General features: G+C 42.7%; 4 protein-coding genes. All 4 read left to right on the top strand.

Annotated features, from left to right (window positions below):
• Positions 1-18 precede the first annotated feature (18 nt).
• The 4 genes from CYLST_RS36215 to CYLST_RS29975 all read left to right on the top strand — a co-directional run bounded on the left by CYLST_RS36215 (position 19) and on the right by CYLST_RS29975 (position 19,726).
• Positions 19-8,229 (top strand): hybrid non-ribosomal peptide synthetase/type I polyketide synthase, encoded by an 8,211-nt coding sequence (locus CYLST_RS36215; RefSeq protein WP_015328292.1) that lies wholly within the window; start codon positions 19-21, stop codon positions 8,227-8,229.
• A complete protein-coding gene (locus tag CYLST_RS29965; protein ID WP_015328293.1) occupies positions 8,222-12,904 on the top strand; it encodes a type I polyketide synthase in 4,683 nt (1,560 codons plus the stop codon). Before CYLST_RS36215 ends, CYLST_RS29965 begins: the two co-directional genes overlap by 8 nt.
• A gap of 167 nt (positions 12,905-13,071) precedes the next feature.
• Positions 13,072-14,187 (top strand): condensation domain-containing protein, encoded by a 1,116-nt coding sequence (locus tag CYLST_RS29970; RefSeq protein WP_041234093.1) that lies wholly within the window; start codon positions 13,072-13,074, stop codon positions 14,185-14,187.
• A 397-nt stretch (positions 14,188-14,584) separates the two neighbouring features.
• The gene (locus CYLST_RS29975) at positions 14,585-19,726 is read left to right on the top strand and encodes an amino acid adenylation domain-containing protein (protein WP_425389095.1); all 5,142 of its coding nucleotides are present in this window, start codon (positions 14,585-14,587) and stop codon (positions 19,724-19,726) included.
• The last annotated feature ends 42 nt before the right edge of the window (positions 19,727-19,768 follow it).

The following is a 19,768-nucleotide window of genomic DNA, read 5'->3' on the forward strand; positions in this document are numbered from 1 at the left end:
AATTATCGTAGGTCTGAAATGGAAGCTATAGCGATTATAGGCATTGGCTGTCGTTTTCCGGGTGCTAACCACCCAGAAGCCTTCTGGCATCTACTAAGAAACGGTGTGGACGCCATTACTGAGGTGCCATCAGAGCGATGGGATATTGATACCTTATACGATCCAAAACCGGTTACACCGGGAAAAATGAATACCCGCTTTGGCAGTTTTCTAGAGCAGGTAGATCTGTTTGCTCCTAGATTCTTTAGGATTTCCCCCCGTGAGGCAGAGCGAATGGATCCGCAGCAAAGGCTAATTTTAGAGGTAGCCTGGGAAGCTTTAGAAAATGCTGGACTAGCACCAGACAAACTAGCTCAGAGCCAGACGGGGGTTTTCATGGGCATCAGCAGCTATGACTATGGCGTTTTGCAAGTCAAGGATTTAGAAAGTATAAATGCTTATAGTGGCACGGGAAACGCTTTTAGTATTGCTGCCAATCGTCTGTCGTACTTGCTGGATCTGCATGGACCAAGTGTGACAATAGATACTGCTTGCTCTTCTTCATTGGTTTCACTACATTACGCTTGTCAGAGTTTGCAGATTGGAGAGTCTGAGCTTTGCTTGGTTGGAGGTGTGAACCTGATTTTATCTCCAAGTCTAAATATTGTTTTCTCGCAGGCAGGTATGATGTCAGCAGATGGGCGTTGTAAAACTTTTGACGCTAATGCTGATGGTTATGTCAGAGGCGAAGGCTGTGGTGTACTTGTCCTCAAACGTCTTTGGGAAGCTCAAAGAGATCAAGACAATATTCTGGCAATTATCAAAGGTTCAGCAGTTAACCAAGATGGTCTTACCAATGGACTTACAGCTCCTAATGGTCTTTCTCAACAAAGAGTTATCCGTCAAGCCTTAAAAAATGCTGGAGTAACACCAGCGCAGATTAGTTATGTTGAAACCCACGGCACTGGTACCCCTTTGGGAGATCCCATTGAGATTAGAGCTCTAAAAGCTGTGCTAATGGAGGGTCGTTCTTTAGAGCAGCCTTGTTATATTGGTTCAGTTAAAACTAATATTGGTCATTTAGAAGCTGCTGCGGGAATTGCTGGACTGATCAAGGCGGTACTTTCACTACAACATAAAGAGATTACACCGCACTTGCACTTGCAGCAACTGAATCCATATATTTCTTTTGAAGGAACTCCGTTTTCGATTCCAACTAAACGCCAACCTTGGATTGCTGGTACAGAAAAACGTTTAGCAGGGGTAAGCTCCTTTGGCTTTGGTGGTACCAATTGCCATGTGATTCTTGAAGAAGCGCCTGCTGTGACTTTCTCCCCTAACGATCTTGAACGCAAAATGCACCTGTTGACACTTTCGACAAAAAGTGAGGACGCGCTACAGGAATTGGCACAGAGTTATGTAGATTTTGTCAGGTTTCATCCTAAAGCATCACTGGCAGACATTTGCTTCACTGCTAATGTCGGGCGATCGCACTTCAACCACCGCTTGGCAATTGTCACTGAATCTACTACACAGTTGATCGAGCAACTAACTGCTTTTACTACTGGCAAACAAGCATCTGGAGTTATTAATAGAACTGTAGAGATTGCGAATCGCCCTAAGATAGTATTTCTCTTCACAGGGCAAGGCTCTCAGTATCATGCGATGGGACGCAAGCTCTATGAAACTCAACCCACTTTCAGGAAAATATTGCAGCAATGCGATCAACTCCTGAAACCCTATTTAGACCAGTCATTGCTTGAAATACTGTACGGTACGACTGAGACAGCTCATTTGTTAAATGAAACTGCCTATACCCAACCAGCTCTGTTTGCTCTAGAATATGCTCTTGCTGAATTGTGGCGTTCTTGGGGAATTGTACCAGATGCTGTCATAGGTCACAGTGTAGGTGAGTATGTTGCTGCATGTGTAGCTGGGGTATTCAGTCTGGAAGATGGACTTATGCTCGTTGCAGAACGCGGTCGGTTAATGCAGTCTTTGCCACATAATGGTGAAATGGCTGTGGTCTTTGCCGAACAAGAGAAAGTAGTTAACATTCTTACTCAGTATGAAAAAGAGCCGTCAGGAGTATCAAGGGAAATTAGTATATCCATTTCTGCTGTTAACGGACCAAACAACATCGTTATTTCGGGTTTAAAAGAATACGTGCAGTCGGCTGTTGAGCAGTTTCAGTCCCAAGGGATTACCGTAAAGCCTTTGCAAGTTTCTCATGCTTTCCACTCACCACTGATGGAGCCGATTCTTGATAAATTTGAGTCTAAAGCAGCAACAGTAAACTTTCAAGCCCCACAAATTGCTTTAATTTCTAACCTGACAGGTGAAATTTTTAAGTCAGGAGAAATCCCAGATGCAAGTTATTGGCGTCGCCACCTGAGAGAACCAGTGCAATTTGCGGCGGGAATGAACGCCCTAGCAGAACAAGGTAATAAAGTATTTCTCGAAATTGGTCCTCGCCCTACTTTATCAGGTATGGGTAAACGATGCTTACCGAAGGTAAAAAGTATTTGGCTACCTTCATTACAGTATGGGCAAGATGATTGGCAGGTTTTATTGAACAGCTTGGGGATATTAGACACTCAAGGAGTAGAAGTCAATTGGGTGGGATATGACCGCGACTACCAACAACATAAAATTTCTTTGCCCACTTATCCTTTTCAGCGTAAACGTTATTGGTTTGAGTCGGACGAAGAGAGAAACATCAATTTTATGGATTTGAAAAACTCAGATACACAACTAGTGAAACCACAGCTTAATACTGTGCAAAAAAGCATATATAAAGATAAAATAATATCAAAATTATGTACTCTTGTAGCTGGTTTACTCCAAACAGACTCGTCAGAAATTAATGTCTATATGCCTTTTTTAGAAATGGGTGCAGATTCAATAGTTCTGATTGAAGCTGTTAGAACTATTGAAAATACCTTTGGAATCAAGGTGACTATTCGCCAGATGTTTGAAGAGTTAAAAAATATTGACAGTCTTGCAAGTTATATAGATAAAAATCAGCCCAAAGTTGCGATCAAGGAAAAATCAACAGAGCCTGAAATTATCGCTCAAAATCAGCCCAACCAAACTATTCAGGAAAATGCCCTAGAACCTGAAATTGCAATTGGCACATTACCTCAACTCTCACAACCAGCTCCTCCGACTGTAGCTGAGAAGTCTACATCTGTGCTTGAGAGCAGGTTAGTAAATAAAACATCAGTAGTTGAAACAGGACTTGAGCGAATTATGGCTCAACAACTACAACTTACGTCTCAAGTCATATCTCAACAATTGCAGTTATTACAAAACAATCGTGTTGTATCATCAACAAATGAGTCACAAGTAAGATTCATCACAACCCCAAAGCCAGCAAGTCCAGCAAACAATGCGGTTAAAGGAACAGGAACTCAAGAACCTTTAAATTTGGAAAGAATCACAGCGAAAGGAGCGGAAGGGCTAAATTCTAAACAACAGCAACATCTAAAAGCATTGGTTGCACGTTATACCAAGCGCACACAAGGGTCAAAACGAGCAAAGCAATCTTATCACCATGTTCTAGCTGACAGCAGAGCTTCGGCTGGATTTCGTCCTTCCATCAAGGAAATGGTTTACCCTATTGTTTGCGATCGCTCTCAAGGCTCTAAGTTTTGGGACGTGGATGGTAACGAGTATGTAGACATCACAATGGGGTTTGGTGTGCATCTGTTTGGTCACAATCCGCCCTTTGTCATAGAAGCTTTACAGGAGCAGATAAAACTTGGTACACAATTAGGTCCCCAATCCAGTCTAGCGGGCGAAGTGGCAAAGTTGTTGTGCGAACTGACTGGTCTAGAACGCGTCACCTTTTGTCAGTCAGGTACAGAAGCCGTAATGACATCACTGCGTTTAGCACGAACGGCAACAGGACGCACGAAGATTGTCCTATTTTCAGGTTCTTATCATGGGCATTTTGATGGGGTTTTAGCTAGAGCACAAGCATCAGATGACAAGCAGGTTTCTGTCCCGATGGCTCCTGGTATATCGCCACACATAGTTGAAGATGTTGTGGTACTCGATTATGGCGATCCTAGTGCATTAGAGTATATTGAAGCTCATGCTCATGAATTAGCTGCGGTTTTAGTTGAACCCGTACAGAGTCGGCGACCCGATTTACAACCCAAAGAGTTCTTGCAGCACTTGAGGCAAGTCACCGCAAAAGCAGGTACAGCCTTGATTTTCGATGAAATCATCACTGGCTTTCGCATTCATCCAGGCGGCGCACAGGCACACTTTGGTGTGAAAGCAGACTTGGCAACTTACGGTAAAATTTCTGGTGGAGGTCTGCCGTTTGCAGCAGTAGCTGGTAAGGCTACTTTGATGAATGGCATTGATGGTGGGCAATGGAACTATGGTGATGATTCGTATCCTGATGCAGAAAGGACATTTTTTGCAGGTACTTTTAACAAATATTCTCTGGCTTTGGCGACCGCAAGAGCGGTACTTAAGCATCTTAAAAACCAGGGAGCAAGTCTTCAAGAGCAATTAAATCAACGCACAGCACAGTTAACAAAGACACTCAATGCCTTCTTTGAACAAGAGCGTGTGCCTATTCAAGTGGTTTATTTTGGCTCGCTGTTCCGCTTTAGCTTTAAGAAGAACTTAGATTTGTTTTTCTACCACTTAATTGAGAAAGGTATCTACGTTTGGGAAGGGCGCACCTGTTTTCTGTCCACAGCGCATACAGATGCTGATATTCAGTATGTGATTCAGGCTGTGAAAGAGAGCATAGTCGAGATGCAAGCAGGAGGTTTTTTACCTAAACGCTCACCCAACTTGAATGGATCTGCAAGCAATTCGCCGAATTCATTCTTAACTAAGAGTTCTACTCCTGAAGCTGCTATTTTTCCACAAACGACTACAATGGCTGCTGGGGGTATCGTAGAACCTGTAAATGTTCCTCAAACATTCACATCATTAACAACAGTCCCTGATTCTGATGAAGTAGTATCTGATGCTGCAATTACAGTCTCCTTAACAGAAGCACAAAAACAACTCTGGGTTTTAGCGCAAATTTCAGAAGAAGCATCGAGTGCTCATAACGTCTCTATAAATCTGCAATTACGTGGTTCGTTGAATTTAACAGTACTACATCAAGCAGTACAGAAAGTTGTAGAGCGTCACGAGGGTTTGCGAACGACTATCGATAGCCAAGGGGATTTTCAGCAGATATTGCCATTCTTGAAAGTTGATATTCCTTGCATTAACTTCTCAAATGTTGATAGTTGTGAGCGTGAGTCTAAAGTCGCTGATTGGTTTAAACAAGAAAGCCTAAAACCTTTTGACCTAACTCAAGCACCTCTGTTCCGTTGTTATGTTCTTAAATTAGAAGAACAGCTACATCTACTAGTTATGACAGCTCATCACATTGTCGTCGATGGCTGGTCAATAAACGTTATTCTGCAAGAATTAGGTGCATTGTATTCACAACAGTGTCAAGGTGAAGTTGATCAACTCAAGCCACCGATGCAATTTAGAGAATACATTAATTGGCAGGAGCAGCAAAGTCAAACTGAGGGAATGGCAGCCCATGAATCCTACTGGTTGGAAAAATTTACTAGTTCGACTCCTGTTTTAAACCTGCCAACAGATCGTCCTCGTCCTCCAATAAAAACCTATAGAGGTAGTAGGCAAACGCTGCGGCTGAATGCAAGTCTTTATCGTGAAGTGAAACAGTTCAGCACCAAAAAGGGTTGCACCCCGTTTATGACTCTCCTTTCTGTATATACAGCTTTTCTTCACCGATTGACAAACCAAGAGGATATTGTAGTAAGTACCGCTTCTTCTGGGCGCTCTTCCGCGGGTAGTGAAAAGCTTGTTGGGTACTGTTCTCACCTACTGCCCATCAGAAGTTGTGTTGCTGAAAATGTGACATTTACCGAATATCTTGGCAAAATGAAAGGAGTCTTGTTAGAAGCTTACGAACATCAAGATTATCCTTTCGCTTGGTTGCTTAAACAGCTAAAATTAGGTCGGGAAGCAAGCCACTCCCCTTTAATTGCAACCATATTTAACTTGGAGCGACCTGTAGCTGTGCCAAAAATGTTTGGAATGGAAACAGAGATTTTCGCTCCACCTATCAGTTTTACTGGATTCGATATCAGCTTTAATGTTATTGAGATTGGCGATGAGCTGATATTGAATTGTGAGTACAACACAGACTTATTTGACGCTGTGACAATTAGCCGGATACTAGGGCATTTCCAGACCTTGATAGAAGGGATTATCTCTCATCCCGAACAACGCCTTTTTGAATTGCCTCTGCTGAGTGAATCTGAGCAACATCAGTTACTTGTGGAGTGGAACAACACTCAAACAGATTATCCCCAGGATAAGTGTATTCATCAGTTGTTTGAAGTCCAAACGGAACGAACTCCAGAGGCAGTAGCCGTGATTTTTGAAGACCAGCAATTGAACTACCGGGAGTTGAACGCGCGGGCCAATCAGCTAGCGCACCACCTACAAGCGCTGAAGGTAGGACCAGAAGTGCTCGTGGGGATTTGTGTAGAACGTTCGATTGAGATGGTGGTGGGATTATTAGGCATTCTCAAGGCGGGTGGTGCTTATGTACCCCTTGATCCCAGCTATCCCCTTGAACGGTTGAGTTATATGTTAGCGGATTCGGGTGTGGAGGTGTTGCTTACTCACTCTAAGTTGTTGTCATCTTTGCCATCACATACTGCACGGGTGGTTTGTTTAGATAGTGATCGTTCCGCAATTGAGCAACACCAGAAGAAAAATCTTGATGTTGGTGTAGGTGCGGATAATTTGGCTTATGTCATCTACACTTCTGGTTCTACAGGACTACCGAAGGGAGTTCAAATATGCCACCACAGTGTGGTCAACTTCTTAAATTCTATGAGTCATTTTCCGGGATTAACTCAGGAAGATACTTTCAATGCAGTTACCACCATTTCCTTTGATATTGCAGCCCTTGAACTTTATCTGCCATTAATGGTAGGAGCAAAAGTTATTGTGGTTCCCCGTGAAATAGCTACTGATGCGGATTTACTGTTGTCTAAATTATTCGAGTCGAAGACAACCGCTATGCAAGCCACACCAGCTACTTGGCAAATGCTATTAGCTGGTGGTTGGTCTTCTAATTATCCCTTGAAAGTATTTTGCGGTGGTGAAGCATTATCTGCTCAACTAGCCCATCAAATTCTAGAAACTGGTAGCGAATTATGGAATTTGTATGGTCCAACAGAAGCCACTATCTGGTCTGCAATTTACCAAGTAGGAGCAAACAAAACAGTAGCAAGAAACGAAAATGCCCCTTATGCCATTGGTCGTCCTATAAGTAACACCCAAATATACATTTTAGACTCACACCTCCAACCAGTATCCATAGGCGTACCCGGAGAACTCTACATTGGTGGTGATGGTTTAGCGAGAGGCTACCTCAACCGTCCAGAACTCACCCAAGAAAAATTCATCGCCAACCCCTTTAGCCAGAAAGAAGGGGCACGACTTTACAAAACTGGAGATTTAGCTCGCTATTTAGATGATGGTAACATCGAGTATCTTGGTCGAATTGATAACCAAGTGAAGATTCGCGGCTTCCGTATAGAGTTGGGAGAAATTGAAGCAGTGTTGACCAAACATCCTCAAGTGCAGGAGGCGGTGGTTATTGCCCGCGAAGACACTCCCGGTGACAAACGTCTAGTGGCATATGTCGTCTCCAACCCGGAGCAAGTCCCTATCACTAGTGAACTGCGCGGCTTCCTCAAGGGAAAACTGCCCGACTACATGGTGCCGTCAGTTTTTGTCATGCAGTCGGTTTTACCTCTAACACCTAATGGTAAATTAGACCGTAAGGTTTTACCTACACCAGATTTATCTACAAGTAATTTGGAAGAAGACTTTGTTGCACCTAGTACTCCTACAGAGCAGATATTAGCAAAGATTTGGATGGAAATTTTGGGTCGACAACAAGTAGGCATCTATGACAACTTTTTTGATATTGGTGGTCAATCACTCCTTCTCATTCAAGTTGGAAATAAAGTGCGAGAAATATTCAGCAGTCATATCTTAGTCACTGACTTGTTTAAGTATCCAACTATAAGTTCTTTGGCTAAATATTTAAGCCAAGAAAATAATGTAGAACAAACTGCGCTTGCCCCAATTAATGAGTTAGCCAAAAAGCAAAAAGAGGCTATCAAAAGACAAAAGCAACTCATAAAGCAGAAGAGGAAAGCAAATGTATAATTTGGAAACTCAGGACTCTTTAGAACCTATAGCCATAATTGGCATGACTGGTCGTTTTCCAGGAGCTAACAACGTTGATAAATTTTGGCAAAATTTAGTCAACGGTGTAGAGTCAATTACATTCTTCACGGATGAAGAACTCATCGCTTCAGGTGTAGACCCGGCTTTACTAAATTCTCCTAACTATGTCAAAGCCAAAGGAGTGTTGGAAGACATCGAAATGTTTGACGCTCTATTCTTTGGCTTTACAGCCAAGGAAGCTGAATTGATGGATCCCCAGCACCGCCTTTTCCTAGAGTGTGCTTGGGAAGCTCTTGAAAATGCTGGTTATGACTCTGAAGTATACGACGGTCGAATTGGTGTTTACGCTGGTGCTGGTTTGAATATTTACCTGGCAAGAAACTTAATTTCAAACCACGACCTCATCGAATCAGCAGGCAATTTACAAGTTTCAATTGGCAATGATAAAGATTATGTGCCTACACGGGTTTCTTATAAATTGAACCTGACAGGACCCAGTATTAACGTTAACACTGCCTGTTCTACTTCGTTGGTTACTGTTCATTTGGCGTGCCAAAGCTTGCTAAATTATCAATGCGATATGGCACTGGCAGGTGGTGTTTCCATCTACACTCCACAAAAAGAAGGTTATGTTTACCAAAACGGCGGTATTGCCTCTCCTGACGGACACTGCCGAGCTTTTGATGCTCGTGCTCAGGGAACTGTCGATGGCAATGGTGTAGGCATTGTGGTGCTGAAGAGGTTAGAGGATGCTTTGGCAAATGGTGACTACATTTATGCAGTTATCAAAGGCTCTGCTATTAATAACGACGGTTCGTTAAAAGTTGGCTACACGGCTCCAAGCGAGTCCGGTCAGGCGGCAGTAATTTCAGAGGCTCTAGCAGTAGCAGGGATTGAGGCTGAGGACATTTCGTATATAGAAACGCACGGAACTGGAACAACTCTTGGAGATCCGATTGAAATTGCAGCACTGACCCAAGCTTTTCAAACTAGTACTCAGAAAAAGGGCTTCTGTGCTATCGGTTCAGTAAAAACCAATATCGGACATCTTGATGCAGCCGCTGGAGTGGCGGGTCTAATCAAAACTACCTTAGCGCTGAAGCATAAGTTGCTGCTTCCTAGCCTGAACTTTGAAAAACCATCACCCAATATTGATTTTGCCAATAGTCGATTTTACGTCAATACAACGCTGTCCAAATGGACAACAGACGGGACACCCTGCCGTGCTGGGGTCAGTTCTTTTGGCATCGGGGGTACTAATGCCCATATTGTCTTAGAAGAAGCACCTGTTGACCAGACGCAAGATGTGGCGTTTCAACATTCTAGACCTTGGCAAGTACTATCGCTGTCTGCTAAAACCAGTTCTGCACTGGATGAAATGACTGCAAACTTAGCTGCGTACTTAAAACAGCATCCCGATCTTAACTTTGCTGATGTAGCTTATACGCTTGCTGTTGGCCGTAGAGCTTTCGAGCACCGACGGATTGTAGTTTGCCAAAAGCTTAATGAAGCTGGAAACGCATTGGAGTTAGTCGATCCGCAACGAGTTTTTACAAGCTTTCAGGAACTCAAAGAGCGGTCTGTGGTATTTATGTTTTCAGGGCAGGGTTCTCAGTATGTGAATATGGGGCGCGAACTCTACCAGACTGAACCGACATTTCGCAAGCACATCGATCTGTGTTTAGAAATCCTCAAGCCTCATTTAGGATTTGACCTGCAATCTGTATTGTATCCTCAAGAGGAATTAGCACAAGAAGCAGCACAACAACTTAAACAGACAGCTATTGCACAGCCAGCTTTGTTTGCGATCGCGTACTCTCTAGCTCAACTCTGGATGTCTTGGGGCGTGCATCCAAAAGCAATGATTGGTCACAGTATCGGTGAATATGTAGCAGCAACTCTAGCTGGTGTTCTATCTTTAAAAGATGCCTTAGCCTTAGTAGCTTCACGAGGGCAGCTGATGCAACAACTGCCAACAGGGGGAATGCTTGCTATCCATCTTCCAGAAAAAGAGGTGCAAGCGCTTCTAAATGTAGAGATATTGCATACAACGTCTCTACAAATTGCTGCCATTAACGGACAATGCCTTTGTGTGGTTTCAGGCTGCACGGATGATGTGGAGACATTGCAGAACCAGCTTGCAGAAAAAAGCGTAAACTACCGACGTCTGCATACCTCCCATGCTTTCCATTCTGAGATGATGGATACTATTTTGGAACCTTTCACTTTTGCAGTCAAAAAAGTAACTCTCAATCCCCCACAAATTCCCTACTTGTCCAATGTCACTGGCACCTGGATTGCAGCTTCCCAGGCAACAGATCCAAATTATTGGGCAAAGCATTTGCGCTCTTGTGTGCGCTTTTCAGAAGGACTGCAACAGTTGTTGAAAGAACCTGAGCAAATCCTGCTAGAGGTTGGTCCTGGAAGAACGTTAAGTACATTAGCCACACAGCATTCAGATAAGACAGCGAAGCAAGTTGTGCTAAATTCGTTACGTCATCCGCAAGACCGTCAATCTGATGTAGGGTTTTTACTCACTATATTAGGCAAGCTATGGCTTTTTGGCGTAAAGGTAAATTGGTCTGGATTTTATAGCCACCAAAAACGTCTTCGCGTTCCCTTACCTACATATCCTTTTGAACGTCAGCGTTATTGGATTGAACCTCAAAAACAGTTAGATCATAACCGTGAATCTCAGGTATCACTGGGCAAAAAACCAGATGTCGCTGACTGGTTTTACTTACCTTATTGGAAAGCATCTATACCACCAGTGTCTCTTGCAGATGAAGAGTTAGTGGAAAGGAAATCATCCTGGTTAGTGTTTATTGATGATTGCGGTTTGGGTTCTCAAATTGTAGAACGATTAGAACGCGATGATTGTGATGTTATTAGTGTTAAAGTTGCAGCAGAGTTTACTCAGCAGAGCGATCGCACATATACTCTGAACCCTCAACAAGCTGATGACTACAATACTTTAGTCAGACAAATTTCAGCGCAAAGAGAATTCCCAAACACAATTGTTCATTTGTGGAGTGTCACAAAGAACAGCCAAACAATATCAATACTTGAAGGAGTTGACAAAGCTCAAGATTTAGGGCTGCACAGTCTTATCTTTTTAGCGCAGGCACTTGGGAAACACAATGTTATACATGAGATTCAACTGACTGCTATTTCAAATAATGTACAGCCAGTAACTACAGAAGAGGAACTGTGTCCGGAGAAAGCGACCATTTTGGGAGCAATTAAGATCATTCCGCAAGAATACTCCTCAATTAGCTGTCGTAGCATTGATATTGTCCTTCCCAAATCAGGAACTAGAAATGAATGCAAGCTCATAGACCAGCTACTCAATGAACTACAAGCAAAATCCTCCGACCTGTTTATTGCCTACCGTGGTCTTCACCGTTGGGTACAAACTTTTGAACCAGTTCGATTGAATAAGCCAAGTGAAACAAAGCTCAGGTTAAGGGAACAAGGAGTCTACTTAATTACAGGTGGTCTTGGAGGTGTTGGATTTACACTGGGGGAACATCTGGCGAAGAGTTTACAAGCCAAATTAATTCTGTTAGGTCGTTCAGCTTTTCCGGCACCAGAGAAATGGGCTGAATGGCTTGCTACTCAAGGTGAAGATAATGATATCAGCCGCAAGATTCGGAAAATTCAAGAACTCGAACAATTAGGGGCAGAGATTTTAGTTGTCAGCGCCGATGTAGCTAATGAAGAACAAATGCAAGCAGTGATCGCCAAGGCTCAACAGCGGTTTGGTTCAATAAATGGTGTTATACATACTGCTGCGGTTGTTGATTATGCAGGTGTTATTCAAAGAAGAGTAAAAGAAATGACAGAAAGTGTTCTAGCACCCAAAGTGAGGGGTACATTGGTACTCAGTAAGCTATTAGAACATGTTGAAATAGATTTTTTGATTCTTTGTTCATCTGTGGGTGTTGTATTATATAAAACAAAATTTGGTGAGGTTAGCTATGTTGCTGCCAACGAATTTCTTGATGTTTTTTCTTATTACAACACTTGTAAAAATGGAACTTTCACAGTTAGTATTAACTGGGATGATTGGCAAGAGGTTGGAATGTCAGTAGAGGCAGTTAAAAACGCTGTCAAAAGAAATTTCAATATTATTGAAGAAAAATACCTCCAGAATGCACTACTTCCTTCAGAGGGAGCCGATGTTTTTATGCGTATTTTGAATAGTTCATTCCCCCAGGTTACAGTATCAACTGAAGATTTAACGACTAGAATTAAGCTAAATGATTCCTTTTCAAAAATCTCTTTTGAAAGCTTAGAAAAAGTTACTATATCCAAAACCGCACACCCACGACCTGAACTTAGTAATGTTTATGTTGCTCCCCACAATGAACTTGAGCAAACTATTAGCGAAATCTGGCAACAACAACTTGGTATTGAAAAAGTGGGTATCTACGATAACTTTTTCGAACTAGGAGGACATTCATTACTAGCTACTCAAGTTATTTCTCGGATTCGTGAAGCCGTTCAAATAGAACTTTCCTTAAATAACCTGTTTGAAGAACCTACAGTAGCTGGCATATCTGCTATAGTAGAGAAAAAACTTTTAACAACCCAAAAACAACAGATAACAAATAGTGATATTGTGGGTGAGCGAGAGGAGATAAAGCTATGAAAAGTACAAAAAGTTTTTGTTATATTTTAACAACGTAGACATCATTATCCTGGCAAGATATTTTTCAGAGCACTGCGGATTCTGGGGAAAAAAGGGATTGTAGTGGGCATAGCATCTCGCTATTATTTAAATAGTTTTTGAACAAGTAATTTTTAGAAACTAAAATTATGAAACCCATAGAAGAATTTCTGTCGTATTTAGATGACTTAGATATTAGACTTTGGATTGATGAAGTTAACGGCTCTCCTGCACAAGATGTTCACCTGCACTGTAATGCCCCTAAAGGAGCACTAATACCAGACATACGTGCTGAGTTAGCTGAACGTAAAGATGAAATTATCGCGTTTCTGCAAAAGACCAGTCTCGTCTCAACTTTCACTCTTGAACTTATTCAACCCATTTCAAGGAACGGAACTATCCCTTTGTCGTTGAATCAGCAAAGATTGTGGTTTCTACACCAAATTGAGGGAGGAAGTACTACCTATAACGAGTTTTTTGCCGTAAGCATTAAGGGTTTGCTTCAGATTAGTCATTTAGAGCAGAGCTTGCAAGAAATTATACAGCGCCATGAAGTTCTACGCACCACTTTTCCCAATCAGGATGGCTATCCTATTCAGGCGATCGCTCCTAGTTTGGCAATAACCTTACCAATTGTAAACTTGCAAGCATTGCCAAAAGTTGAGCAGTCTGCTCTCATACAACAGTTATCTAAACAAGTTCAACGACCCTTTGACCTAGCCAATGGTCCGTTGTTGCGATTTACTTTGGTGCAACTAGAGAGAGAGTTTTATGTATTCCTACTTTGTATACACCACATTGTTTATGATGCTTGGTCAATAGGGGTATTCATTCAAGAACTATCTAGTTTATATAAAGCGAGTTGTGCTGGAGTTCCATCCTCTTTACCAAAATTACTTATCCAGTATGCCGACTTTGCAGTTTGGCAGAGACAATGGTTGAGTGGAGAAGTCCTAAAAACTCAACTAAGTTACTGGCTTTCTCAATTGCATGATGCTCCATCCCAATTACAATTACCTACTGACCGTCCTCGTCCAAGTGTGCAAACTTACCAGGGTACTACCCAAAATTTTAGTTTAAATACTGAACTAACACAGAAGTTGCAAAGCCTGTCTCGGGAATCGGGTACAACCTTATTTATGACCCTGCTGGCAGCGTTTGCCACTTTACTATATCGTTACAGTGGTGAATCAGATATTTTAATTGGTTCACCAATTGCTAATCGTAACCGCAGTGAAATAGAGTCACTGATTGGCTTTTTGTGAATACCTTGGTGTTGAGAACCAGTTTTGAAGATAATCCCAGTTTTCAGAACTTACTAGCACAAGTCAGGGAACTACACTCAAAGCTTATGAACATCAAGATGTACCTTTTGAACAGGTAGGTTGAGGCATTGCATCCACAACGCTCCTTAAGTCATTCTCCCCTGTTCCAGGGGATGTTTGTATTGCAAGAATGCACCAATGAGCGAATTAGAATTACCTGGTTTTGGGTATTAATGGTTCCTTCCATCTCCCAGTAATGCAAGTTTACATCCAATAATGTCTTTCATGGATAAATAGTATGGAGTATCTGGCATCTTGATGTAATATCCTGAATGGTGTGTGTAGGATTATGCTCGTCCTGATGGGGTCACAGTGGCAGGAGATTCTGTTTGCAATTGTGGAAAATCCACAAGCAACTGTGGATGAATTACCCTTCTTGAATGCAGCCGAACGTAATCAGTTGTTAACCGAGTGGAATAATACTGCAACGGAATATCCCACTGATAAATGTATTCATCAGTTATTCGAGCAGCAGGTAGAGAGAACACCCTCAGCGGTGGCAGTGGTGTTTGAGAATCAGCAGTTGACCTACGAGCAATTAAATCAAACAGCCAACCAACTAGCACATCACCTGCAAACCCTTGGTGTGGGATCAGAAGTGCTCGTGGGGATTTGTGTAGAACGTTCGATTGAGATGGTGGTTGGACTGTTGGGGATACTTAAGGCCGGTGGTGCTTATGTACCCCTTGACCCTAGCTATCCTCAAGAACGGTTGAGTTATATGTTGGCGGATTCGGGTGTGGAGGTGTTGCTTACTCACTCTGAGTTGTTGTCATCTTTGCCATCACATACTGCACGGGTGGTTTGTTTGGATAGTGATTGTTCTGCAATTGAGCAACACAGTCAGGAGAATCTTGATGTTAGGGTAGGTGCGGATAATTTGGCTTATGTCATCTACACTTCTGGTTCTACTGGACTACCGAAGGGAGCAATGAATACCCACCAGGGAATTCGCAATCGTTTACTATGGATGCAAGACGCTTATCAATTAACGAGTAGCGATCGCGTTTTGCAAAAAACTCCTTTCAGCTTTGATGTTTCAGTGTGGGAGTTTTTCTGGCCCTTACTAACTGGAGCAAGGATTGTAATCGCTAAACCAGAAGGACATAAAGATAGTACTTATTTAGTCAACCTAATTTCTACTCAGCAAATTACGACGATACATTTTGTACCATCCATGCTTCAAGTTTTTCTGCAAGAACCCAACTGTGGAAATTGCAGTTGCTTGAAGCGAGTCATTTGTAGTGGAGAAGCACTACCGTTTGAACTTACTGAACGCTTCTTTGAGCACTTTGAATGTGAACTTCACAATCTTTATGGACCAACAGAAGCAGCGATTGATGTAACTTTTTGGCAATGTCAGATCCAAGAAAATCGTCAGCTAGTCCCCATCGGTCGCCCCATTGCCAACACCCAAGTTTATATCCTAGACAAACACCTCCAAGCAGTACCCATAGGCGTACCCGGAGAATTGTACATTGGAGGCGATGGTTTAGCCAGAGGCTACCTCAACCGCCCAGAACTAACTAGCGAAAAATTCATCCCAAATCCTTTCTGCGATCGCAAATCCGAACGCCTTTACAAAACAGGGGATTTGGCTCGTTACGATAATGACGCTAACATTGAATTTCTTGGTCGCATTGACCATCAGGTAAAGATTCGCGGCTTCCGTATCGAACTTGGGGAAATCGAATCCGTCCTCAATACCCATCCCCAAATTCAACAAACGGTAGTCATTGCCACAACAGATATCTCGGATAACAAACGTTTAGTAGCATATATAGTCAGTGAAGATGAATTACTCACCACCAAGCAACTAAGTGAATTCCTCTTTTCAAAGCTACCAGAATATATGGTGCCTTCTGCCTTTGTCATTTTAGACACCCTACCTTTAACACCCAACGGCAAAGTAGACCGTAAAGCACTACCAGCACCTGATAAAGAAATTAACCGAGAAGATAAATACGTAGCACCACGTACACCATCTGAAGAAATAATAGCCAACATCTTCGCTTCTGTTCTAAATATCCAAACAGTAGGCATCAACGACAACTTCTTTACCTTAGGGGGACATTCCTTACTAGCAACCCAATTAATTTCCCGACTCAGAGTAGCCTTTGATGTAAAAATAGAACTAAGGGCAGTTTTTTCTTCTCCTACCGTAGCTCAACTAGAGCAAACATTAACTCAGTTACGCACTAGCGATCGGGGATTAAGTCTTCCCCCTATTCAACCAAGAACACAGAGCGAAGAATTACCCCTATCTTTTGCCCAAGATCGGCTGTGGTTTCTCAATCAACTAGAAGAAGCTTCTGCTATTTACAACATCTCAGGGGCAGTCCGTATAAGTGGAAACTTGGATATTAATGCCTTGCAACAAGCATTATCAGAAATAGTACGCCGCCACGAGATACTACGCACCAGCTTCCTAACTGTGAATGGCAAATTAATACAGGTAATTCACCCACAAGCCACCATGAACATCAAGGTGGTGGACTTACAGCAATTAGAAGTTACAGAACGGGAAACTGTCCTACAGCAACAAGCACAACTGGATGCAACTACCCCCTTTGACTTAGAGATAGTACCACTAATTAAGTGTACTTTAGTACAGTTACATACTGAAAAATATGTATTATTACTGAATATGCACCACATTGTCTCTGATGGTTGGTCAATGGGGGTATTCATTCAAGAACTATCTAGTTTATATCAAGCTTTTTATGCAGGAGAATCATCCCCCTTAACAGAATTACCTATCCAGTATGCCGACTTTGCAGTTTGGCAGAGACAATGGTTGAGTGGAGAAGTCCTAAAAACTCAACTAAGTTACTGGCTTTCTCAATTGCATGATGCTCCATCCCAATTACAATTACCTACTGACCGTCCTCGTCCAAGTGTGCAAACTTACCAGGGTACTACCCAAAATTTTAGTTTAAATACTGAACTGACACAGAAGTTACAAAGCCTGTCTCGGGAATCGGGTACAACCTTATTTATGACCCTGCTGGCAGCGTTTGCCACTTTACTATATCGTTACAGTGGTGAATCAGATATTTTAATTGGTTCACCAATTGCTAATCGTAACCGCAGTGAAATAGAGTCACTGATTGGCTTTTTTGTGAATACCTTGGTGTTGAGAACCAGTTTTGAAGATAATCCCAGTTTTCAGAACTTACTAGCACAAGTCAGGGAAACTACACTCAAAGCTTATGAACATCAAGATGTACCTTTTGAACAGGTAGTTGAGGCATTGCAACCACAACGCTCCTTAAGTCATTCTCCCCTGTTCCAGGTGATGTTTGTATTGCAGAATGCACCAATGAGCGAATTAGAATTACCTGGTTGTACCTGGTGTGAGTTAAATCTAGAAAGCACGATTGCTAGGTTTGATTTAACACTGACAATCACCGAAACCTCTCAGGGATTGGTAGGGTCATGGGAGTACAATACTGACTTATTTGATGGCAGCACCATCGAACGCATGGCAGCTCATTTCCAGAACTTGCTGTCAGCAATTGTGGAAAATCCACAAGCAACTGTGGATGAATTACCCTTCTTGAATGCAGCCGAACGTAATCAGTTGTTAACCGAGTGGAATAATACTGCAACGGAATATCCCACTGATAAATGTATTCATCAGTTATTCGAGCAGCAGGTAGAGAGAACACCCTCAGCGGTGGCAGTGGTGTTTGAGAATCAGCAGTTGACCTACGAGCAATTAAATCAAACAGCCAACCAACTAGCACATCACCTGCAAACCCTTGGTGTGGGACCAGAAGTGCTCGTGGGGATTTGTGTAGAACGTTCGATTGAGATGGTAGTGGGAGTATTAGGCATCCTCAAAGCGGGTGGGACTTATGTGCCACTAGACCCGACCTATACTGTTGAACGTCTATCCTTTATATTAGAGGACGTTCAATCACCAGTGCTGTTGACCCAAGAGTCTTTGCTAGACTCACTACCATCCTCCTGGGCACAAGTGATTTGTCTAGACTCAGATTGGAAAACTATCACTCATTGTAGTAAAGAGAATCTTATCAGTGGTGTGGTTCCAAGTAACTTAGCTTATGTGATGTATACCTCAGGTTCTACAGGTCAGCCTAAGGGAGTGACGGTGAGACATAGCGGGGTTGTACGCTTAGTCAAACAAACCAACTATGTCAATTTGACCGAAGAGGAAATTTTTCTACAACTGGCTCCTTTCTCATTCGACGCAGCAACTTTTGAGATTTGGGGTTGCTTACTCAATGGTGCACGGTTAGTAGTGATGCCGCCAAATATACCATCTTTGATGGAGTTGGGACGAAGCATTAGGCAATACCAAGTCACTACCTTGTGGCTGACAGCTGGTCTATTTCAGCAGATGGTAGATCAGCAAATCCAGGATTTAAAGCTTGTACGTCAGCTTTTAGCTGGAGGTGATGCTTTATCGGTGGCTCACGTTCAAAAAGTTTCGTGTCAGCTAGAAAATTGTCAGTTGATCAACTGTTATGGTCCGACGGAGAATACAACTTTCACCTGTTGCTACTCGGTGACACAAGCAGCCAAGTTAGGTAACACAGTTCCCATCGGTCGCGCGATCGCTAACACCCAAGTTTATATTTTAGATCGGAATTTACAACCAGTGCCTGTTGGGGTTGCAGGCGAGTTGTACATTGGCGGCGACGGCTTGGCTTGTGGCTACCTCAATCGGCCAGAGTTGACAGCAGAAAAATTCCTACCCAATCCGTTTGATTGCCAACCAGGAACAAGGTTGTATACAACGGGGGATCTAGGACGTTATCTTGCTTCGGGGAATATCGAGTTCTTGGGGCGCATGGACTCGCAGGTGAAAATTCGTGGCTTCCGCATTGAACTAGGTGAGATAGAGGCAGTGCTCGATCAACACCCAGAAGTGCGCTCAACTGTAGTTATGGTGCGGGAAGATGTACCACAGGATAAACGCTTAGTTGCCTACCTAGTTTTGCACCAAGAACAGACGCTAACAGTGAGTGACCTGCGTCACTTCCTCAAGCAAAAACTGCCAGAGTACATGATGCCAACTGCATTTGTGTTCTTGACAGCCTTACCACTGACTCCTAACGGCAAAGTAGACCGTCGTGCATTACCAGTACCTGAATCTCGTCGGGAATTAGAAGTTGGGTTTGTGGCCCCACGCAATCCCACTGAAGAAATGTTAGCAGGCATCTGGGCTGATGTGCTGGGAGTAGAGCAAGTGGGGATTCACGATAACTTCTTTGAACTTGGGGGGCATTCTTTACTCGCTACTCAAGTTATTACTCGGTTGAGCGAAGCATTTTCCCTTGAATTGCCTTTGCGTAGCTTGTTTGAAAACTCTACCATCGCCCAGCTAGCTGAAGTAGCCGTTGTCCAAAAAATTGAGCAAGCAGAAAGTAACATACTAGAGCAAATGTTAGACGAGTTCGACGAGTTATCAGATGACGAAGTAAAGCAACTGCTCACACAAGACCATTAACCGCTAATTTGCTAATTAGTTGGTATGAATTTGACTTTTGGA

It is taken from the genome of Cylindrospermum stagnale PCC 7417 (assembly GCF_000317535.1).
Lineage (GTDB): Bacteria > Cyanobacteriota > Cyanobacteriia > Cyanobacteriales > Nostocaceae > Cylindrospermum > Cylindrospermum stagnale.